General features: G+C 48.2%; 15 protein-coding genes and 1 pseudogene. 10 read left to right on the forward strand and 6 right to left on the reverse strand.

The window, feature by feature from the left end; genetic code table 11:
• The first annotated feature begins 3 nt into the window (after positions 1-3).
• Complete coding sequence (gene addB, locus K3F53_RS09170) at positions 4-3,546, forward strand: helicase-exonuclease AddAB subunit AddB (protein WP_057898864.1); 3,543 nt, start codon at positions 4-6, stop codon at positions 3,544-3,546.
• Positions 3,543-7,370 (forward strand): helicase-exonuclease AddAB subunit AddA, encoded by a 3,828-nt coding sequence (gene addA, locus K3F53_RS09175; protein WP_220560576.1) that lies wholly within the window; start codon positions 3,543-3,545, stop codon positions 7,368-7,370. Before addB ends, addA begins: the two co-directional genes overlap by 4 nt.
• Before the next feature lie 219 nt (positions 7,371-7,589).
• On the opposite strand, the gene K3F53_RS09180 is transcribed toward addA, so the two are convergent.
• Positions 7,590-8,174: a 3D domain-containing protein gene (locus tag K3F53_RS09180; RefSeq protein WP_057898862.1), complete on the reverse strand. Its 585-nt coding sequence runs from the start codon at positions 8,172-8,174 to the stop codon at positions 7,590-7,592.
• A 169-nt stretch (positions 8,175-8,343) separates the two neighbouring features.
• Here K3F53_RS09180 and K3F53_RS09185 point away from each other — a divergent pair, with 169 nt between their 5' ends.
• Together K3F53_RS09185 and K3F53_RS09190 are read left to right on the forward strand one after the other, a co-directional pair.
• Positions 8,344-8,517: a hypothetical protein gene (locus K3F53_RS09185; RefSeq protein ID WP_156424040.1), complete on the forward strand. Its 174-nt coding sequence runs from the start codon at positions 8,344-8,346 to the stop codon at positions 8,515-8,517.
• Between the two features lie 30 nt (positions 8,518-8,547).
• A complete protein-coding gene (locus tag K3F53_RS09190; RefSeq protein WP_057898861.1) occupies positions 8,548-8,796 on the forward strand; it encodes a hypothetical protein in 249 nt (82 codons plus the stop codon).
• A 184-nt stretch (positions 8,797-8,980) separates the two neighbouring features.
• Here K3F53_RS09190 and K3F53_RS09195 read toward each other — a convergent pair.
• The 4 genes and pseudogenes from K3F53_RS09195 to K3F53_RS09210 form a co-directional block, all read right to left on the reverse strand.
• Positions 8,981-10,531, reverse strand: a pseudogene (locus K3F53_RS09195) (alkaline phosphatase D family protein); the annotation flags it as partial.
• A gap of 246 nt (positions 10,532-10,777) precedes the next feature.
• Entirely contained in the window at positions 10,778-11,317 is a 540-nt protein-coding gene (locus K3F53_RS09200) for a DUF309 domain-containing protein (RefSeq protein WP_057898859.1), read from the reverse strand.
• A gap of 128 nt (positions 11,318-11,445) precedes the next feature.
• Positions 11,446-12,231, reverse strand: a complete 786-nt coding sequence (locus K3F53_RS09205; protein WP_246615700.1) for a TatD family hydrolase — start codon at positions 12,229-12,231, stop codon at positions 11,446-11,448.
• A gap of 4 nt (positions 12,232-12,235) precedes the next feature.
• On the reverse strand, positions 12,236-12,640 hold the full coding sequence (locus tag K3F53_RS09210) for a DUF2203 domain-containing protein (RefSeq protein ID WP_057898858.1): 405 nt from the start codon (positions 12,638-12,640) through the stop codon (positions 12,236-12,238).
• Positions 12,641-12,845: 205 nt separating this feature from the next.
• Here K3F53_RS09210 and K3F53_RS09215 point away from each other — a divergent pair, with 205 nt between their 5' ends.
• Together K3F53_RS09215 and K3F53_RS09220 are read left to right on the forward strand one after the other, a co-directional pair.
• A complete protein-coding gene (locus K3F53_RS09215) occupies positions 12,846-13,529 on the forward strand; it encodes an SGNH/GDSL hydrolase family protein (RefSeq protein ID WP_057898857.1) in 684 nt (227 codons plus the stop codon).
• 195 nt (positions 13,530-13,724) lie between these two features.
• Positions 13,725-15,455, forward strand: a complete 1,731-nt coding sequence (locus K3F53_RS09220) for a YcdB/YcdC domain-containing protein (RefSeq protein WP_057898856.1) — start codon at positions 13,725-13,727, stop codon at positions 15,453-15,455.
• 181 nt (positions 15,456-15,636) lie between these two features.
• Here K3F53_RS09220 and K3F53_RS19660 read toward each other — a convergent pair whose 3' ends face one another.
• Positions 15,637-17,010, reverse strand: coding sequence for a M28 family peptidase (locus K3F53_RS19660; protein WP_091260238.1), 1,374 nt, complete (start codon positions 17,008-17,010; stop codon positions 15,637-15,639).
• A gap of 308 nt (positions 17,011-17,318) precedes the next feature.
• Between K3F53_RS19660 and K3F53_RS09230 the strand changes: the two genes are divergently transcribed.
• The 4 genes from K3F53_RS09230 to K3F53_RS09245 all read left to right on the forward strand — a co-directional run bounded on the left by K3F53_RS09230 (position 17,319) and on the right by K3F53_RS09245 (position 21,730).
• Positions 17,319-17,471: a hypothetical protein gene (locus K3F53_RS09230; protein ID WP_175493568.1), complete on the forward strand. Its 153-nt coding sequence runs from the start codon at positions 17,319-17,321 to the stop codon at positions 17,469-17,471.
• Between the two features lie 152 nt (positions 17,472-17,623).
• Entirely contained in the window at positions 17,624-18,943 is a 1,320-nt protein-coding gene (locus tag K3F53_RS09235; protein WP_057898855.1) for an FAD-binding oxidoreductase, read from the forward strand.
• A gap of 3 nt (positions 18,944-18,946) precedes the next feature.
• A complete protein-coding gene (locus K3F53_RS09240) occupies positions 18,947-20,314 on the forward strand; it encodes a (Fe-S)-binding protein (protein ID WP_408863316.1) in 1,368 nt (455 codons plus the stop codon).
• 3 nt (positions 20,315-20,317) lie between these two features.
• On the forward strand, positions 20,318-21,730 hold the full coding sequence (locus K3F53_RS09245) for an FAD-linked oxidase C-terminal domain-containing protein (RefSeq protein ID WP_220560586.1): 1,413 nt from the start codon (positions 20,318-20,320) through the stop codon (positions 21,728-21,730).
• Positions 21,731-21,991: the final 261 nt, after the last annotated feature.

A 21,991-nucleotide genomic window follows, 5' to 3' on the forward strand; every position in this document is an offset into this window, starting at 1 on the left:
ATTATGGCTCTAAGATTCGTACTTGGCCGCGCTGGAAGCGGAAAAAGCGCGTTCTGTCTGGAAGAAATCCGTCGGCGCTTGGAACAGAAACCGATAGGCGAGCCTCTGATTTACCTTGTTCCGCAACAGATGAGTTTTCAGGCGGAATACGAATTGACGGCAAAATCCGGAGTAAAGGGCACGATGCGGGCTCAGGTTTTCAGTTTTCGCCGTCTGGCATGGAAGGTGCTACAGGAAACAGGAGGATTATCCCGAATTCACATCGACAGTATCGGGATTAAAATGGCGTTGCGCCGTATCCTTGACAAACGCGGTAACGAGCTCCGCGTATTCGGACGCGCAGCCAATCGGCTTGGTTTTACCGACCAGTTGGAAGAAATGTATTGTGAGCTTACCCGCAATGGCATGACCGCGGAAGATTTGCTGCACCACAAAGAAGCACTTATCCGGCACAGTGTGGAGGAGCCCGGATTTCTCGCAGACAAGCTGCACGACATGCACATCATTTACGGGGAGCTGGAGCAATATCTGGCGGATCGCTATCTTGATTCTGAGCATTATCTGCCGCTGCTGGCGGAGCGACTGGAACATTCCCGTTACATACAGGGTGCAGAAATCTGGGCAGACGGCTTTGACAGCTTCACCCCTCAGGAGATGGCCGTACTTCGTGCGTTGTTGCTGTATGCGGATCATCTTACCATCACACTTACCCTAGATAAGCCGTATGATGGAGAAACGGAACCGGATGAACTGCATTTATTTTACTCTACTGCTGTTACATATCGGAATTTACTTACATTAGCTAAAAATAGCGCCATTCACGTGGAAGTGCCTGTGCTGCTTCCACAAGCCGGCCTGCTTCCGCGCTTCGCGCACGACCCGGCTCTTACGCACTTGGAAAAATGGTATGATAGAAGACCCGCCGCACCCTATCCGTATGAAACAGATACCATTCGCTTGGTTGCCGCCGCGCACCGGCGCGCTGAAGTGGAAGGAGTCGCCCAGCGCGCGCTTGCGCTTGTGCGCGATCAGGGGTATCGGTGGCGCGATATTGCTGTACTTGTGCGCGATATAAAAGACTATGAACATTTATTTATGACGGTTTTTCAAGATTACCAGATTCCGTTCTTCCTAGACGAAAAGCGCCCAATGATTCATCATCCGCTTACAGAACTGATCCGCTCCGCGCTGGAAGTCATCCGCTATAACTGGCGTTATGAATCGGTTTTCCGTTGTATTAAGACCGAGCTGCTGCTTTCTCCAGTGGAAGGGGAAACAATGGAAGACATGCGTCACAGCGTCGACCGATTGGAAAACTATGTGCTGGCATATGGCATAGAAGGATACCGTTGGACAGACGGCAAACGTTGGATATACCGCGCATATCGCGGGCTTGATGAAAATGCGGTACAAACAGCGGCCGCCATACAGCGTTCGGAAGGGGAAGAAAGAATAGAGGTGAAACTGAATGAGCTGCGTGCCCGCGTTGCAAGGCCGTTGCAAAATCTCGAAGAATCGCTAAAAAAGGCAAAAACGGCACGGAACATGTGCCAGGCACTGTATGAATTTCTCATCAGCCTTAATATCCCGAAGCGCTTGGAAGCATGGAGTGAACAGGCAAAAGACGCAGGGCGACCGGAGCAGGCGCGCGAACATGGTCAGGTATGGCAGGCGCTGATCGCCATGATGGATCAGATCGTTGAGGTAATGGGCGAAGAAAAAATGGAACTCGATACCTTTGCATCCGTCATTGAAGCTGGCATGGAAAGCCTGACATTCGCGCTCGTACCACCGGCGCTTGATCAAATGCTTGTCGGAAGCCTGGATCGTACGCGTTTTGCCAATGTGCCGTGCGTGTTTATTCTCGGCATTAATGATGGCATCATCCCAGCGCGACCAAGCGAAAACGGTATGCTATCGGAACACGAAAGAGAACTGCTACTTCAAACTGGCATGTCGCTCTCGTCTAGCAGCCGCCGCAAACTGATGGAAGAAGAATTCATGCTATACCGAGCGCTTACTTCGGCTTCGCACAAGCTGTTTCTAAGTTACGCGCTCGCCGACGAAGAAGGGAAAGGATTGCTTCCATCCGGTTTGATAAAACGGATCAAAGATATGTTCCCGAAAGTACGCGAGGAATTCATTACAACGGAGGTGAGCGAAATTGCCGACGAAGCCGCCCAGCTTGCGTTTGTGGCGAACCCGGCGCGCGCGTTGTCATATGTAAGCGCGCAGCTACAGCAATGGCAAAGAGGGTATTACATTGCTCCGCTCTGGTGGGATGCGTATAACTGGCTGCAGCGTGAATATCCGGAACGGCAAAAGCAGGTCACACGCGGACTTTTCTATTATAACCAGGAAGAGCACCTCCAAGAACAAACAAGCCGCCAACTGTATGGCACGAAAATCCGAGCAAGCGTCTCACGTATGGAAAGATTCCAGGCGTGTCCCTTTTCGCATTTTGCTTCGCATGGCCTAAAATTAAGGGAGCGTGAACTGTACCGGCTGGAAGCGCCGGATATCGGCCAGCTATTTCATACTGCGTTGAAAATGGTCGGTGAACACATCAAAGCCCACGGATTGGAATGGGGTTCGCTCGAAGCTGACAGGATGCATAGATTGGCAGCCGAGCAAGTAGAAACGTTAAAACCGTTATTGCAAAAAGAGATTTTGTTAAGTTCAAAACGAAACCATTATTTGACTTACAAATTAAAAAATGTGGTCGGGCGGGCTGCCGTTGTATTAGGTGAACAAGCGCGCCGCAGCAAATTCACCCCCCGCGCGCTCGAGCTTGCATTCGGCCCAGGCGCCGAACTGCCGCCGCTCACTTTTACCCTTCCAAACGGGTGTGTAATGGAGCTTATCGGGCGAATTGACCGGGTGGATGGCGCAGAAAGTTCGCAAGGATTGCTCCTGCGCATCATCGACTACAAATCAAGCGCTACTGACCTAGCGATTGAAGACGTATACTTCGGTCTTTCGCTGCAAATGTTGACATACCTTGATGTGGTAATCTCCCAGGCGGAAGCTCTGTTTGGACAGGCGGCGAAACCGGCCGGAATTTTATATTTTCACATACACAACCCGCTGCTGAATGGATCTGGACCACTGCCGGACGAAAAGTTGAAAAACGAAATACAAAAACGTTTTAAAATGAAAGGGCTTGTGGTGGAAGATGATGAAATTGTACGTTTAATGGACAGTGAGCTGGACGTGAGCGGAAGTTCGGATATCATTCCGGTAGCCATCAAAAAAAACGGAGAATTCGCAAGCCGCTCCAAAGTCATTTCAGTTGAGCGCCTGGATCAACTGCGCCGCTATACGCGTAGCTTGATTAAAGAAATTGGCCAGCGCATCACCGATGGGGATGTGGCGATTGACCCGTACCGCCACAAGGCACGAACCGCCTGCACATATTGTGCTTATAAAGCGGTGTGCCAGTTCGATCCGTTCATTAAGCCTGGTGAATTTCGCGTGCTGCGCGACGAGGACAAGGAAAAAATCTGGCAAGATATCGCTGCAAGAGGAGAGGAGAAATACGAATGACAACCCTGCAAAAACCGGCCGACAGCATATGGACCGATCAGCAATGGGAAGCGATAGCGGCACGCGGCTCGAACGTGCTGGTCGCCGCCGCTGCAGGCTCAGGAAAAACAGCGGTGCTTGTCGAACGCATCATCCGCCGTATTTCCGATGAGCAAGATCCGATCGGCGTCGATAATTTGCTCGTTGTCACATTTACGAACGCTGCCGCTGCGGAAATGCGCCATCGCATCGGGGAAGCATTAGAAAAGGCAGTTGCCCGAAATCCTTCCCCGTATTTGCGGCGCCAGCTTACGCTGTTGAACCGGGCTTCGATTACCACTCTGCACTCTTTTTGCATGGAAGTGCTACAGCGGTATTATTATCTCATCGATATCGATCCTTCTTTCCGCATCGCAGACGATACGGAAGCGAAACTGCTGCGTCAGGAAGCCATTGATCAGCTGTTTGAAGAAGAATACGGGGAAGAAGAAGAAAATTCGCTATTTTTCCGGCTGGTAGATAGCTATACAAGCGACCGCAGTGACATGGAATTACAAGAGCTGGTACAAAACGTATACGAATTTTCTCGCAGTCATCCATGGCCGGAACACTGGCTCGAAGAAATGGCGCGTATGTATAAGATTACCAAATTCGAAGAATTTTGTGCCCTTCCTTGGTTCGATTCTCTACGCCAAAGCGTATGGCTTGAGTTGAACGGAGCCATGGAACTGCTGCGTCAGGCTGCGGATATCGCCAGGATGGATGGCGGGCCTGCGCCATATCTAGGCACCCTCGACCAGGACGCCACCCTAATCGAACGACTTATCCATACGAGCTACGGAACGTGGGAAGAGCTGTACGAAGCGTTTCAAGGAGCTGCTTTTAGCCGCCTTAACAGTTGTCGCGGCGCGGATTACAATAAAACGCTGGTGGAACAGGTGAAACATTTGCGCGACCGCGTAAAAAAAATAGTGGAAGAACTGAAAGATGAGTTGTTTGCTGTATCGCCGCGGCTACATTTTGAAACCGTTCAGGAAATGGGGCCACTCATTGATAAGCTTATTGACCTTGTGCGAAAGTTCGGGGAAAGATACAGCGCGTTAAAGCAGGAAAAAGGATTGGTCGACTTTTCTGATTTAGAACACTATTGCTTACAAATCTTGCGCGATGAAACGGCGACGCCGGACAACCTCATTCCCTCAGCGGCCGCGCTGGAGTACCGAGCGCAGTTTGGCGAAGTGCTCGTAGACGAATACCAAGACACCAACGCAGTGCAGGAGATGATCATCAGTCTTGTGACGAAAGACAGCGAAGCGGAAGGCAACCTGTTTATGGTGGGTGATGTGAAGCAAAGCATTTACCGTTTCCGTCTCGCTGAACCGGGGTTGTTTCTTGACAAATATAAACGGTTCATGCCGGACGGACGAGGAGGCGGAAAACGAATTGATCTTGCGATGAACTTCCGAAGTCGTCGTGAGGTCATTGATGGTACAAACTTTGTATTTCAGCAGATCATGAGCGAAACGATCGGGGAAGTGGAATACGATGAAGCCGCCCGGCTCGTATTCGGTGCCAAAGACTATCCGGAAACGGAAGAAACCGATTCCTGCATTGAAGTGATGCTGATCGATCGAAACAAAACGAAAAGTAAAGACGAAGAATCTGTACCCCTTCAAGAAAATATGGAAGAAGGGGGAGAGGCAAACACCGGACAAGCGTCCGATCCGTCCGAACTGGAAACGGCCCAGCTAGAAGCTCGTCTTATCGCGAACAAAATTAAAAAGCTGGTGGGTGCGACTGGCGAAAACCCATACCTTGTATACGATAAAATGAGTAAAACAATGCGTCCGGCACAATACCGTGATATCGTTATTTTGTTGCGTTCGGCAAGCAGCCTGGCATCGGTCATGGCAGAAGAGTTCAAGTGGCAAGGAATTCCCGCTTACGCCGAACTTTCCGGAGGGTACTTCGCCGCTACGGAAATTGAAGTTATGACATCGCTTTTGCATGTCATTGATAACCCGTTTCAAGATATTCCGCTCGCCGCTGTGCTGCGTTCGCCGCTTGTTGGGCTTAACGCGGAAGAATTGGCGCAGATTCGCTTGGCACAAAAAGAGAACAGCTATTACGAAGCACTGCTTGCCTATCTCGAACAGCATGCGGACGATCAGCCGCCGCTCTGGCGGAAACTGAACGAATTTCTAACTCGTCTACAGAATTGGAGAACGGAAGCCCGGCAGGGCGCTTTATCTTCGCTTATCTGGCAAATCTACCGTGAAACCGGCTATTATGACTTCGTCGGCGGTTTGCCGGGTGGCAAGCAGCGTCAGGCAAACCTGCGCGTCCTGTACGATCGGGCTTGCCAGTACGAAGCAACCTCGTTCCGCGGCTTGTTTCGCTTCCTCCGGTTTATTGAGAAAATGCAGGAGCAGGGCGGAGATATGGGAACGGCGCGTGCGCTCGGTGAACAAGAAGATGTGGTGCGTATTATGACGATCCATAAAAGCAAAGGGCTGGAGTTTCCGATCGTATTTGTCGCTGGCTTGTCCAAGCAGCACAATCTCCAAGACTTGCGACGAAATTTTTTATTGCACAAAGAATTGGGATTTGGACCAAAATATGTTGATCCTGTACAACGTATCAGCTTTCCAACGCTCCCGCTTATTTCCATGAAACGGCGCATGCGCCTAGAACTGCTGGCTGAAGAGATGCGGGTGTTGTACGTGGCGCTTACCCGTGCGCGCGAAAAATTGCTCCTTGTCGGCACGGTGGATAATCTGGCCAAAGCGGTGGGAAAATGGGCACAGCACGTGTCGCTGCCTTCATGGATGTTGCCGGATTATGAACTTGTCAAAGGGCGTACATATCTTGATTGGATCGGACCTGCGCTCATACGGCATCGGGATGGTGAATTGCTGTATGCATATATTGACCGGACGGAACGCGCACCAGATTTTATCCGTGAGCATCCTTCACGCTGGAAAATCAAGTGTTATCAGGCTTTTGAACTAATAGAAGTGTCGGGCGAAGAAGAACAAATTCAGCAAGAAATAGCGGGCGCGGTCGCTGAAGGACGTCCCGTTCCTGTAAGCAGCCCCTACCGGGAAACGGTGGAACGCCAGCTTTCCTGGAAATACCCGTACCGAAAAGCGACCGAATTATTGTCCAAACTGTCCGTATCAGAACTGAAACGGCGTCGTCAGGCTGCGATGCAGAGGGAAGAGGTAGGCGGACCTGCATATATGTCAGGGCTTTTCCGGAGCGAAACGGCAGAGCGTCCCCAGTTTCTGTCGGAAAAGAAACTGAACGCGGCCGAGAGAGGAACTGCAACGCATACTGTTATGCAGCAACTGCCGCTTGACTGCGCGCTTACAAAGGAAGAAATCGAAGAAGCAATCGCGCGCATGGTTCGGCAAGAACTGTTGACGCCACTGGAAGCGCAAGCGATTGACATCGTGCAAATTGAGCGGTTCTTTCAAAGCGATATCAGCCGGAAAATCCGAGAAAACGGCGGGCGAATTTTCCGCGAAATCCCGTTCAACCTTTCGCTTCCAGCAAGCGAAGTTTATCCGGAATGGAACCGAGGCGAAAACGGAACGGACGAGCAGCTGGATGAAACGGTATTGCTGCAGGGGGTTATCGATTGCCTGGTAGAATATGAAGACGGATGGATATTGCTGGATTACAAGACGGACAATACGGTCGACTTACCGGACGCGTTGCTAAAAGCAAGGTACCGCGATCAGCTTGCTAGCTATGCCCGAGCCGTAGAAGAAATTACGGGTCGCCCAGTGAAAGAGAAGGTACTATATTTCTTTGATGGTTCCCGCATTTTTTATTTATAGGATTTTGACCAAAAACAAACCTCTTTAATTTTTAACAAAATGCTAACAATTTAACCAATCATTCATCATTGATTTAAAAAGTTTTTTCTGTACCATTAATACTATCCTACGTTAGGATAGTATTTTTGCTGAATATGTTGTCACTATCATTTGGGTTCGGACATGTCTGAACCCACTTTTTTATTTTTGGCGAAATGGCATGAAAAGGTATGATTGCATTTACCGTCGCTTTCGTTTGCCGTCACCCCATTTTACAATATATACGTCCAGATGGCGGCGTCCGAATTTTCGAACCTGGTTCATGTTTGACATAAATACGTCAATTTTGTTTCCATGAATGGCGCCACCGCGATCATGAACGGTGCGGTACCCGATTCCTTCGATGTAAATGACCGTTCCAAAAGGGATATGCCGCCCGGCGGCCACCGTAACTCCCGCTTTCGTTCGGTGGCCGCTGGCCGTAATCCCGTAATCTGGATGACGCGATGTTTTTCCTGTTTCTCTTAGGCCATTCGTGTATGCCGAGATATTCCCACGAAACTTCTGTAAGTAATGAGCTGGGCGTTTTTTATCCGCCGCTATAACCTGCTCGTCCCGATTTTCATCGGGAAGCGTCGCTGCCAGTACAGGACGCACCTTTTCCCGCTCCCAAACCTGAAGTAAGAGAGAAGAGGTGTATGTAAGAGTTTCTGTGATGGTCCCATCACCTTTTTGCACCATCGTATCGCCACCCTTAGCGGGATATAACCACATAATGAGCACCAACCCTAATAAGAAACATCCCATTTGCCTAACTTTGTTCATTCCTTCTCCTTTCATTCCTTAAAAAATAAATTTGCTAGAATCGAACGATTCTTTTCATTCATATGGCATGGTTTCTTCTAGTAGAACTTTTTTCTACATTCAGGGAAAAAGTGAATAAAAACCTTGCGTTTTCATAACATAGAAAAAAGAAAAGAAAGGCGTGAAAAAAATGATGGGACGGCAGGATGTCGAAAAGCTAATTGCTGATATTCAGCAAGAACAAATCCAGGCCGCGCTTAACGCCAGTAACCTGCCTGAAAGTGAGGAAGTGTATAAAGAAATTGGCCGAGCGAAAGGCTTGGCGTATGTGCTCGGCCTTTTAAAGGAAAAATTGCGCGATTAATTAATATGCACAAATGAAAGGAGAAGGATGATGAATACACCTTATTTATGCCCTAGATGTAAAACAAACCGAACTCGATTCGCTATTATGGATCAGATTCCGCGCTATGTAAAAATGAATCCGCAGAGCGGAGAAGTGGTGCAGGAATATGCTGCGAATGAGCTTGATCCGTTTCATATGCCTTATCAGGGCAGCACGCGCCGGATTCAATGCGGCGCCTGCGGCTTGATTGAAGATGAACAAACTTTTATCGCGATGGCGCACAATTATCGAAAATAGCAAGGGAAGAAAAAAGGTTGTTGGACATGCATGTTCAACAACCTTTTTTCTTCCCTTTTTTCTTCCTGTGGCTTTGGTTACGCCTGCCAGCAGGAACTATCATAATGAAAAACGAAAAATTGCCGATCGGCTAAACAAGCGTAAGCGAGTGCGTTGTCGCGACCGGTTGTTCTCCGACAAGTATGAGGCCCGGTTTTCCGCTCTCTGTTACAAAAGACGCACGCGTAACGACAGGAGCGCCTTTGCGGCTTACGTACGGAAGCACACGGTAGTCCGTCTGCCATTTTTCCGGCGTTACCGTACAACGCACATAGCCACGATGATTATTAAAAAACTTAATATGCGGATTTTCCTGCAAAATGCGCTCCGTATCGGCGCGCACATCCGAACCGTCGCCACCTGACGTGATCGAAGTGCCTACGATTTCTACACCAAGCGTTGCGGAATTCGAGTCATTAAAATCTTTTTTAATCTCCGCAGCCCAGTTCGCGTGTACATCGCCGGTAAGAACAACAAAATTCCTTCCGGCATGCTCCGCCATAAAATTCACCAAACGATCGCGGTTCGCCGGATATCCGTCCCAAGCATCCATGCTGAGCTTTTGGCCGGGGCCTTCGGTGTAATCACGCTGACAGAAAAACACTTGCTGTGCTAGCACGTTCCAACGTGCTCCTGAGCGGGTAAGGCCATCCAACAACCATTTTTCTTGTTCCGTCCCGAGCAATGTGCGTTGCGGATTCAGCGATTCCGGGCTTGGCGGCTTAGAGCCATCTCCATTGGCCTGATCATCCCGGTATTGGCGCGTATCAAGCACATGAAACTCCGCCAAATTTCCGTATGCGAAACGACGATATAACTGCATAACGACTCCTTGCGGCAAGGAGGAACGACGCAGTGGCATGTGTTCGTAATATGCTTGGTATGCGGCTATCCTTCTTTTCATAAACGCTTCCGGAGATTGTCCTTTTTCTGGAATAGGCCCGGCATAATTATTTTCCACTTCATGGTCATCCCAGGTTACAATCCATGGAAAAGCAGCGTGCGCTTCGCGCAGATCCGCATCCGTTTTATATTGTGCGTATCGGTTGCGGTAATCTTCCAGCGTCATAATTTCGTTTCCTTGGTGGGTGCGGACGTTGCCGCCGTCTGCCACATATTCATTGGCTCCGTATTCGTAGATGTAGTCTCCGAGATGGAACACAACATCTAAATCTTCTTCGGCCATCCGGCGGTAAGCAGTGAAATACCCGTGCTCGTATTGCTGACAAGAAGCAAACGCGAACGTCAGCCGGGCGAGAGGTGCTTCCACCGCAGGCAATGTTTTCGTACGGCCGGTCGGACTGATTTCCGCTCCTGCTTTAAATCGGTAATAATACCATGTGTCCGGGCGCAGTCCATTTACCTCAACATGGACGGAATGGGCCAGTTCCGCACGGGCGAATTCCGTTCCGCGCTGTACAACATGACGGAATCCTTCATCCAATGCCACTTCCCACTGTACGGGCACATTATGAAACGGCATGCCGCCGCCGTTAAGTGGATCTGGAGCTAGCCTTGTCCACAGCACCGCTCCGTCAGGCGACGGATCGCCAGAGGCAACGCCTAGCGTAAATGGATATGATTTGAATTTCGGGGACGCGTCCACCGGAATTCCTTTCAAAGAGCCAAGTAAGGTCAGCCCAAGCGTTAGGCCAGCGATTTTTCCTGTAGCACGCAAGAATTCGCGCCGTCCCATCTTCTGCACGTTCAGTTCATTCGATTTACATAATTCTTGCAACCATTTGTTTTTGTCCACTGAATGGTTCCCCTTTCCTTGATGGATATGTGGTTTGAAATTCTCTATGCATTATAAAAATAGAAATGTTAAGGAAAGGTAATAGATTAGTATATAATATGTAAAAATTTAAAATTTTAGTAAGTTATTCTTAGTTGCCTTGTTTTGGAATCCATCTTTTTTCATAAATCGAAGAAACATTGTTTTCTATGGGCATGTATCGGAAGACGATGTGGATCTATTTCGGCGGCGCTTAAGTTCCGCTTCTCGCGCTTTAATGACTTCGCTTCTGTTGCGCAGCGTATGTTTATGCAGCAAAAATTCGTTCTGTAAATCGCTTGTGGACAGCCAGCGTACATTTCGCTTGCTGCATCGGATTTCGCATGCCCGAAGTAATTTATCAGGACGGATCGGCAAGTTCATATCCGTATAAGGTTTACGTTCATGAATTTCTTGTTTTCTGACTATTAAACGATCGATTAATTCCTGACCGAAAAAACCATACTGATCCAATTCGGCTGCATCAAGCCGCTTCAGTGCGCCTGCGATCATTTTTTCCGCGCCGGCAAAATTACCACGCCGATGATGGTATAATCCGACCGCGATCTGAATTAAGCCGACCCACATCTCGTTCCGTTCTTCTTTCGGCAAACTCTTCCAATATTCTTCTAGTACCTCATGGCACTCGAAATAATCGCGATCCGCATGGAAATATACAAGATAATCAATTAAAGCTTCGGGATACATGTATAGAACCTCGCTTTACCTCAATATCATTTCCTTTTTTTAGTATAGCAAACTGCTCTTGTTTTTTCTTTTTACGTGCTTCGCTCCAGATATACTCAAAGAAAAAAGCCCTTATTTTGAGGGCTTTGCTACATATAAGAACAAGCTTCTGGAATCCCGTATAATTTCTGCGTCGCACGAGTGCTGGACGCGGCGACCTCCGCGAAAGCGAGGCCACGCAATGCTGCGACTGTAGCGATACTGTCTCGCAAAAACAACGGGGTAGTTCTTTTTCCCGTAAACGGCCCACTATGTGGCCAGGGACCGTCTGTTTCCAAAAGCAGGCCGGAGAGAGGAACGCGAAGCGCTAGACGCTGATCTCGCTTCCGGTAGCAAACTTCCGGGGTAAGCGAAATATAATATCCGCATCGGATGATGCGATCGATCACATCGTCTGGCGCCTTGAGCCAGTGAAAATGCGCTTTGCATACACCTTGCGCAAGGATGATCTCTAACGCGGGTTCCGCCTTGTCGTGGACAGCATGCAGCACGAGCGGCAAATCTGTCTCTGCTGCCAGCGCGGCGAACTGTCCCAATAATTCCCCATATGCTTCTGCCCATGCTCCAGCATGCGGACTGTAATAAGGAAGTCCGACTTCCCCGATGGCACAAAGTTTCTCTTTCTCCTGTTTTATAAGTGAAAAGATCTCCTCAATTTCAGCGGGGTGGGGGAAAGGTTGTTCCGGATGATAGCCGATAGCCGCATATACAAAATCGGGATACCGTTTCTTAAGTTCCAACGTCCGATGTGCGGAAGCAAGGTTCATAGATACAGCTATCACCGCACCGACACGCGCGGCTTGCCATTCCGGGATACACTTGTCTAATTCGGTGTCTGAATACTGATCAAGATGGATATGAGCATCAATCAGCATCGTATCATTCCAATTTTTTTCTCCCAGCGAACCCATCATAAAGACCGTGATAGTGCGTAATTTTTTCTTCGCCTTCCCGCCAGCACAACAGCGCTTCCTCTCCATTTATAATCGTTGGAAAATCAACCAGCCCCGGCTCGATTTCTTTTAATTGGGCCCCCTGATTACGGATATTGTTGACATGCATCTTCGCCTGTATTTCTAAAAATTCCATGCTGCTTTCTAATTTAAAGATATATTCTTCCTGTGTATCAAGTGCGGCCTGTTGGACGTGTCGTTTTTTGTATGTCGTCAGCTCAAGATATTTCTGTCGGAATTCGTTGCGAATCTGCTGTAGCGCCGCGATTTCTTCGCGAATCATTGGTAACAGTTGATTTGCTTCCGCGACAGTAAAATATTTTTTTGACATCGGTTCTCCCTCCTTGCTTGTATTATACTGAAAAAGCATGGCTTATGGACAAGACTTAATTCTTTCATATCTTTATGCTATACAGCTCAACGATTACATGGAAACAAAGTAAAACCTCTCCTAATTAAGGCTTCATAACTTCTTTCCTTTTAGGAAATAATGTACTTGTTCATTATTCCTATGATCGTCAATAAGGGGGAGAATCATGGAAAATCGAGTATATTATGTAGCAATGGGAGACTCTTTAACCGAAGGCGTTGGAGCCTCAAGTATCGAATCCTCTTTTGCAGCAAAATTTTTTAAGGCCATAAGGCAAACACCTTATTGTCAATATGTAAACCTTGGTCGCTCCGGCATGAGCAGTAGCGAACTTTTACAGTATATCGAAAAAACCCCTGTAAGGGAGCAATGGCAAAAGGCTACAAATATTACCATTACTATCGGGGGAATTGATCTTATTGAAACATATAAAAGAAAAGGAAGCATGGCTGATTATTTCACAACCATTTACAAATTAAAGCGGAATGTTAATCAGTTATTGCAACGAATTACTTTTGATAATCCCAATGCTGAAGTTATGATTATGGGATTTTATAATCCTGGACACCCTGATGATGCTTTATATTCTTTTGCCAATATGCTCTTGCAAAAGGTAAACAAAATATACGGGATGCTGGCCAAGCGATATAACTCCCATTTGGTTGAGCCTTTTCATGATTTCTTGAACAAACCACATCTGTTAGCAGATGTGGTACACCCGAACGATCTAGGTTACGAGACCATCACTCATTTATTTTTAGAAAAAAGAAACAAAGGATTGTTTGCTGACTTCAGTGATCCCCCTTCATGGATGAATAAAGCAGTACAAACAAAAATTAGGGCAGACTGATATTATTCCCTTGTGGTTGACAGTGTAAAAAAGCCCTGCAAATGAAAAATCCTCCTAAAAAACAAACAAATATTCGAAGGGATAAATCGGTGCTGAATCAAGATTTTCTTGTTTTTTTTAGAAAATGGTTGCTATTTCAATGATTTCATGTATGATGGAAATAGTTTCTATTTTTATTCAGAAGGGGGATTTGTGATGAAACATTCGCTACCATTGGCTGCCTTGCTGCTGGCCTCTTCGTTCGTTCCTGCCGTTCCGGCTCTTGCCGCCGAGACGGGGAGCGAGATGATCCAGCCTGTGGAAGCGGCTGATGCAAGTGAACTTCTTGCTCCTATTCCACCCGCTGTGCAGAAATCGATGGACAGGTTATTTGCGCTGCAGCCTGAATTGAAAAAACTGCACATTGTTACAAGCGGTACCTCAGAAAGAGACGGCAAATTTTTTGTGCATCTGAGTAATCGTTTGCCAGAAGCGGAAAGGGAGCAGAGGGGAGAATCAAGTGCCTATCTTGAGTTTGATGGCAAGACCGGAGAACTGTTGAGCTTTAATCTGCAATTGTTGGAATGGGCGTCTGAGAAAAATCCGTCGCGCCAGCTGGCGTTTGAGGCGGCGGAGCGGTTCCTTACGCAGTGGTTTGGTGCAGAAAACAGGCAACAATTCGGAGAACCGCGATTGAGCGGTGGAAGCGGTTCTGCTATCCATCACGAGGATGGGACAAAAACGGAGTGGAGTGAGCGCCATGTGGATTTCCCACTTATGCTGAACGGCCTTCCCATTCTCTATGAAGGACCGCAATTGGGCATTGATGCTTTCGGCCATGTTGTAAGCTATACATACAGGCCAGTGGACCTTGACAAAGTTTCTGCACCGAAGCCGGATACTGCTAAGTCTGTAGAAGAGATCAAGCAAAAAATCGCCACCGCTGATAGCTTGGAGCTAAACTATGTAGAAGCACAACCGGAGAAATACAGTAGCCACCCATACTCCGAACAAAAAACGAAACCGGTACTGAAGTATGATTTTCTCGGTTATACGTATCTTCATCCTGAAAACGGAAAACCAATTGATATACTGAGCGGGGAAGAATGGAGAAAAGACAGGGATAGCTCCGTCTCGAAGAAAGAAATCACGCTCAATCCGCAAGGGCAATCGCTCATCGTTCGTTCTGAGGAAGAAGCGAAACAGACGCTGGCAAAACTGTTTGGTGTCGAGCAGTTTATATCCCAGCTGCGGCGGAGCGAGCATTTTATGACTGAAGAGGAAAACAGTCCGTATCAGTCATACAATTTCGAGACAGAAGACCCTCGAATCACCTTGCATGCCATGGTAGAGAAGAAGACGGGACGTGTGCAAAGCGCCAGCTGGTCGATGTACACAGAAAAAGAACAAGAGGCAAATGCGACGATGGCAACGAAAGAACAGGCGCTTGATACGGCGCTTGCCTTTTTGGAGAAGTATGCTGGGCCAACGGCCAAGCACATTCAATGGACAGATTTTATTTGGAAGGAACTGGAACCCCCGGCCTGGGTTGATAAAAGCAAACTTTCGCCAGAGATGATGGCAAGTGGGCCAAACGAATATTGGTTTTCTTTTTATGAATTGCACGAGGGTATTCCCGTACAGGATCGTTCCTACTCCGTAACGGTGGATAAGCGAACAGGCAAAGTGAGCGGATTCTCCTTTGCGGCTCCGCGAGACGAACTGAACTTACCTGACGCACAGAATATCGTAACGAAGGAACAGGCGCTTAAAACTTTCCTGAAGAACAAACCGTTGAAGCTGCAATACATTTGGCCAAGATACATGGATCAGCGTGCGCCTTCCCCCATCCTTATCTATGCGTGGGGCCATTCGGAAGAATATGGGTATGTGGATGCTCTGACAGGCCAATATGTAACTGTGCCGATGGAATGGGATGAAGAATAGGGCCCTCGTTTTTATGCAAAAAGGTGAGGGAGCATGAGCGAGGGCATTTCCTTACTTAAAGGAAGCAAATATTAAGTAAGGCCATAATCGACGATGGAGATACCTGAGCCCCATATTTGACGGGGCTCAGGTTATTTATTTGCTGGAATTGTTTTGCGTTATAAAAACGGAATCTTAACGGTTAGTTTTGTAATTCCACATTTCTTCTTGGATAATCGATCGGCTCAATGACAAGTTCGCCTGGACGGGCAGCCTGATATACGGCAGAGCCGACAATATCCGCGACATTGTCCAGCTTTTCTTTGCTAATCTTGTCAAGCGTATCATTTGGTGTATGGTACCATGGTTCGACTGGAGCGTGAATAAACAGAGCGGCCGGAATGCCAAGCGCATGGAACGATTCGTGGTCACTGCGGCCTTCTTGGCCGTATGGCAACACACCGGAGAGGCGGGAGCTTGCTGCAGCACCTAGGTCGGTCACCCGGTTTTTCTTGCCGTCAATCGTATACATGATTAAGTCACCGGCATCCTTGCTTCCGACCATGTCCAGTTGGAACATGCCGATTGTACGCTTGATTTCATCTTCACTGAGCGAAGCCGCATATTTCTTCGAACCGATTAAGCCGTTTTCCTCCGCGCCGAAGGTGATGAAGCGCAGTTCCGTATCGGTTTTTAGTTTGGACATCACACGTGCGAGCTCAAGGGTGACCGCCACGCCGGAAGCGTCATCGTTCGCGCCCGGAGCTTTTTCCACCGAATCGTGGTGTGAGCCGATAATAATAATGTCATTGGTGTTTTTCTTGTTGGCATCCGGTTTTTTAGTCGCGATGACATTGTGGGAAGTGAGCGTTTTTACTTCAGCGCCCGCCACTTTTACAGTGGCTGTGATCTTTTCGCCCGCTCGCAAATTCGCCGCCAGTGCGTCCCCCTCCTGTTTCGTAATACCGACAGCAGCTACGAATGACGCGTCCGAGCCGCCGAGCGTTCCGTTTAGTTTTCCATCCGTATTGTTGTAGATGATAACCGCTTTGGCCCCTTGCTTGGCCGCGTTGCGTACTTTGTCAGCGAACGAAATGTTGCCTCGCTGAATGAGGGCGATTTTTCCGTTCAAGTCTTTGCCGGCTACATCCGCAGTTGTGCCGAGTCCCACATAGACAAGTTCGGCGGTGACGTCACTGTTCGGGGAATATGTAAATGCTTCTCCTTCTTTCTTCTCTGTTCCAATTTTTAATGTCACTTCGGAAGGGGCAGTATATCCCTCAAACTGAAACGGCTGCACTTCTACATGATAACCGTATGATTTAAATTGTTGCTCGATATAGCGAACGGCTTTTAATTCCTCTGGTGAACCGGCTACACGCGGTGCCTGGGAAAGAAATTGGATGGTGTTGTACATGTTTTCGGCGTCTGTTCGTTTCGTGATTTGGTGATCCGCATGGGCCGGCGCGGTGTGTTCATGTTGGATCGGGGCAGGCGGCGCAGCATATACAGTACTTCCAGCCAGCAAGCTTGCGGCCAAGATGGTAGATAGAAAAGAAAAAGGCTTGTGCATCATGAATGTATTGCCTCCTTACATATTTTTGTAATTCAAAATTATGGATGGATTTTGGAGAAGAGCCAAGGGTACACAGACCGACATTCAAATAGGATAAGAACAATAAATTTTCGTTTCTATGAGATTGATTAATAGGAAAAAAATAACAGGTTTTTTTTGTGAATGGGACTATTGGCTATATTGTTGGTTATCATTAATTTTTTTGACCTTATATTCAGAAAAAATGAACATCAAGCATCTTTGGCATTTTGTTTGTAATTTTTCATATAAACAAATAGTGTAACTATGAACAAAGGAGTTGGATACATATGCAAAAAAAACAAATTTGCCAGCGATGCCATCGCGAAATGACAGAGGAAACCATTTGTGGCCGTTGTCAGGATGTATTAGAATTCGGCTATCCATCCTTCCCTTTTTATGAACTTGAAGAACATAAAGAAAGGGAGCCTGTTGCACAGTAAGTACAGGCAGGAACCTTTATATCGAGAGGTTAGGACAAAAAGGTGAAACGCGCTATCTAGCAACGTTTCGCCTTTATTTTTTAAATAAATTGAAAAAAAAGACAAAAAGCAGTACCATTCATTTTAAAGAAGCTAAGGGGGGAAGCGTATTCGTGATTTCATTCCCGTTTCAGAAGATGATTTCCCAGCAGCGAATCCGGAGACAGACAGGCCGAGCGTACTGCCCGTTAGGAAATACGGCTCCTTATACGGTGTATCCCCATACAGAGGAAGAAATTGCGCTTATTTTGCGTCATGCAAACGAACGTGGCCTCACAGTTATTCCCGAGGGCGGCGGTACAAAAAGGGGATGGGGAGGAACAAAAGAGAATGTCGACTTTTTGCTTTCTCTTTCCGAATATAAGGGCATCATCGAGCACTCGCCTGGAGATATGATTGTCACCGTACGAGCTGGCACGACCATTCAAGAGTTAAAAGAAGGGCTTGCCGCACATAAGCAAATGCTTCCACTTGATCCGCCTTGGCCTGAATTCGCCACGATCGGCGGAGTCGTGGCGACGAATGAAAGCGGGCCAAAGCGGTTGCGGTACGGCTCGGCCAGAGACCATGTCATCGGCCTGAGGGTGGTATATCCTGATGGCACCGTGATCCGGACGGGCGGAAAAGTTGTGAAAAACGTAGCCGGATATGACATGAACAAGCTGTTTATCGGTTCCATGGGAACCCTTGGAGTAATTAGTGAAATTTCGCTGAAACTTCGTCCTCTTCCCCAGTATGAGAGCCTGGTTCTGCTTGTTTTTCCGGAGAAAGATATAGCAGCGATGCGCCCTTTTGTCGTTTCTCTGCTTGATTCAGTATTGGAGCCGTTCTCGCTTGAGCTTCTAAGCCCAACCTTAACGGAGCGAATGTATGGGGAAAATGGCTATATGCTAGCGATCGCGTTTGAAGATGTCGAAAAGGCCGTCCGCTATCAGGAAGAATGGATACAGTCTCACAGACCGCCCGTCAGCCGTATGTACATTCTGGAATGTGAAAAGGCGGAAAAATGGTGGGACGATTTTAGTCGGATTTCCCCGCGCGGAGCGGAGGAGGAAGGTCTTTGGGATGCAAGGGTGACAGTGAAAATCGGCAGCAAGAACATGGATGTTCTTGACATCGTGCCCATGTGTCATATGCTGGGTCAGGTTAAAGGAATAACCGTGAAGGCTAGGGGAGGAGCAGGCCATGGTTTGAGCTATGTATATATCGGCGAACATACGGAAGAAACGCTTCTCTCCTATATCGAAGAGGTGCGTTCGTTCATCGGCCGAAAGGGAGGATATGCCATTATTCAGCATGCCCCGCTTGCGCTGCGCCAGAAGATAGAGGTATGGGGAGGTACGCCCTCTTCTTTCTTTTTGCTTGAGGGCATAAAACGTTCGATTGATCCGAACCGCATATTAAATCCAGGACGGTTCATAGGAGGGATATAAACAATGAGCCAAATGCCCACAGATTCAGCCGAACACGAAAAACGGGAGCCGGTCTGTGTTTCTTCCGGCAATTACCTTTGGCCCGATCCGCCGAGCGAGGACAAGTATTCAGCTTGTGTGCACTGTGGTATGTGCCTTGAGGCGTGTCCGACGTATGATGAACTGGGACAAGAACACCAATCCCCGCGCGGGCGTGTCTATCTAATAAAAGCCGTGGCGGAAGGAAAGATGGATGTCAACGAAGCGTTTGCCGATCCTATATTCACTTGTCTGGATTGCCGCGCATGTGAGACGGCTTGTCCGTCCGGCGTGCAGGTGGGGACGTTAATTGAAGAAGCGCGAGGGCAGGTGCGCCAGGCCATGCCTTTGACCGGATGGAAGAAGGCAGTAAATGATTTGTTTCTGAAAAAGGTATTTCCTTATCCGGCACGGCTGCATACGCTCGGGAGTTTATTTGCCTTCTATCAGAAAAGCGGGCTGCAGAAACTGGTGCGAAAAACCGGTTTGCTCCATTTGCTTCCGTCCTATTTGCGTGATATGGAGGCAGTCATGCCGAGCGTTTCCAAACCTATCATGAAGACGCATCCACGCATCATACCAGCGGAAGGTCCCGTTAGGAAGCGTGTCGCCTTCTTTACCGGTTGCGTGATGGACGCTATATTTGGAGAGGTTAACGAAGCTACGATTCGTGTGCTAACGAAGAACGGGTACGAAGTTGTGATTCCGGAAGACCAGCGCTGTTGCGGTGCCCTGCACGTTCACGCAGGAGAACGCGAAGAAGGAAAAAAACTTGCCAGGCGAAATATCGATGCATTTCTCGCTTTCGACATCGACCGGATTGTAGTAAATGCGGCCGGTTGCGGTTGTGCGCTCAAAGAGTATCCAGAACTGCTGCACCATGATGAGCGATACAGGGAAAAAGCGGAAACGTTTGCCGGAAAAGTGGAGGACGTAGCAAAATTTCTCTACGATAATGGGTACAGGAAGCCACGCGCGAAACTGAACGTTAGCGTCACGTATCATGATGCCTGTCATCTGGCGCACGGGCAGGGCATTCGCCTTGAACCGCGCCAAATCCTCAAAAATATTCCTGGCGTAACGATGGTAGAATTTCCTGACGCTGATCGCTGTTGCGGAAGCGCAGGCATTTACAATCTGACCCATCCGGAAATGGCGGGCAGGATTTTGGATAAAAAAATGGAAAATGTGCCGCGCGAAGTGGAATTGATTTCTATGGGGAATCCCGGCTGTATGCTGCAAGTTGCCATAGGCATACAAAAGCATGGACGAAATCAGAAGGCGGTGCACACAATCCAGCTGTTGGATTGGGCATACCAAGAAGAACAGAGGCAAACCGCAAAGGAGGGATAGGTGATGCCAGATCGGATCGTTCAGGAATTGACAGCTATCGTCGGGCCTGATGCCATTTTGTATAAAAAAGAAGATTTGCTTGCCTATGAGTGCGACGGGTATACGATTCACAAAGGGCTCTCTAGAGCCGTTGTTTTTCCGTCCACAACGGAAGAAGTGGCTGCGGTGGTCAAATATTTACACAACAAAAAAATTCCATTCATCCCGCGTGGAGCAGGTACAGGATTGAGCGGAGGTGCCACTCCGCTGGGCGGCGAAGTCATAATCAGTTTGGTACGCATGAAGAAATTGCTGCATGTTGATCTTGAGAACCGCTTGGCGGTCGTGCAGCCGGGATTCGTGAATCTGAAGCTTACGCATTCAATTTCTCATAAAGGATATTACTATGCGCCCGATCCTTCCAGTCAATACGCCTGTACGATCGGGGGAAACGTCGCCGAAAACGCCGGGGGTGCTCATTGTCTGAAATACGGCGTAACGACCAACCATGTGCTTGGCCTTGAAGTTGTGCTTTCTGACGGCAAAGTTGTTGAAATCGGAGGTGTCCCCGACGCGCCGGGCTATGATTTGGTCGGACTCTTGACAGGTTCCGAGGGCACACTAGGAATCGTAACGAAAATTATTGTCCGCATTCTGAAAAATCCCGAAGCCAAGCGAACGGTACTTGCATACTTCGATACGGTAGAGGCGGCAAGCTATACGGTGTCTGATATCATTGCTGCTGGCATCGTTCCCGCCGCGCTGGAAATGATGGATACAGTAGCCATCCAGGGAGTGGAAGCCGGAACATATCCGGTCGTGCATCCGCCGGGGATTAAGGCGCTTCTTCTGGCTGAAGTGGACGGCATCGCAGCCGGAATTGACGAGCAAGTTGAACGAATTGTCGGCATATGTGAGAAAAGGGGTGTCGTTGATGTAAAAGTGGCGCGAGATGAAAAAGAGCACATGAGATGGTGGGCCAACCGGAAAACGGCGTTTGCAGCTATGGGCAGCATTTCGCCTGACTATTTGGTACAGGACGGCGTTATTCCACGAAGCCGTCTGCCGGAAGTGCTTGCGGAAATTCAAACCATCAGCGAACGTTCCGGCTTGCGTATCGCTAACGTATTCCACGCCGGGGATGGGAATCTTCATCCGCTTATTCTGTTTGACGCGCGGAAGCCGGGCGAGGCCGAATTGGCTGTTCGAGTAGGCTCGGAAGTACTAAAGGTATGCGCGGATGTCGGCGGAACGATTACAGGAGAACACGGGGTCGGCATTGAGAAGAAAGAAGAAATGCGATACGTATTCAGCGAGGAAGAGATTGAAGCACAAATTCAAATCAGAGAAGTTTTCAATCCGGAGAATTTGCTAAATCCAGACAAATTGTTTCCGACTCCGGGTCGTTGTGCGGAGGTAAAGAAGGGGAGGCAGTAAGGCGGACGCCGCTTTTGATACCTAAGATACAGATAGAATGCCCTCTTTGATAGATAACATAAGGAAAGACAACACAAGTGAAAAACGGAGCGGTGAGCCACTAGATGGGCCACTATTTGTTTCCACGCCTAATCCCTTAGAAGTAAGAATCTTCTCGACTGATATGATAAAATACATCTGGGATTAGGCGTTTCTGAATGGCTAATTATGAAATGATATTCAAAGATGATAAAGAATGTTTTTCTATCTTAAAGTTTTGTT

It is taken from the genome of Aneurinibacillus thermoaerophilus (assembly GCF_019603355.1).
GTDB classification, from domain to species: Bacteria; Bacillota; Bacilli; order Aneurinibacillales; family Aneurinibacillaceae; genus Aneurinibacillus; species Aneurinibacillus thermoaerophilus.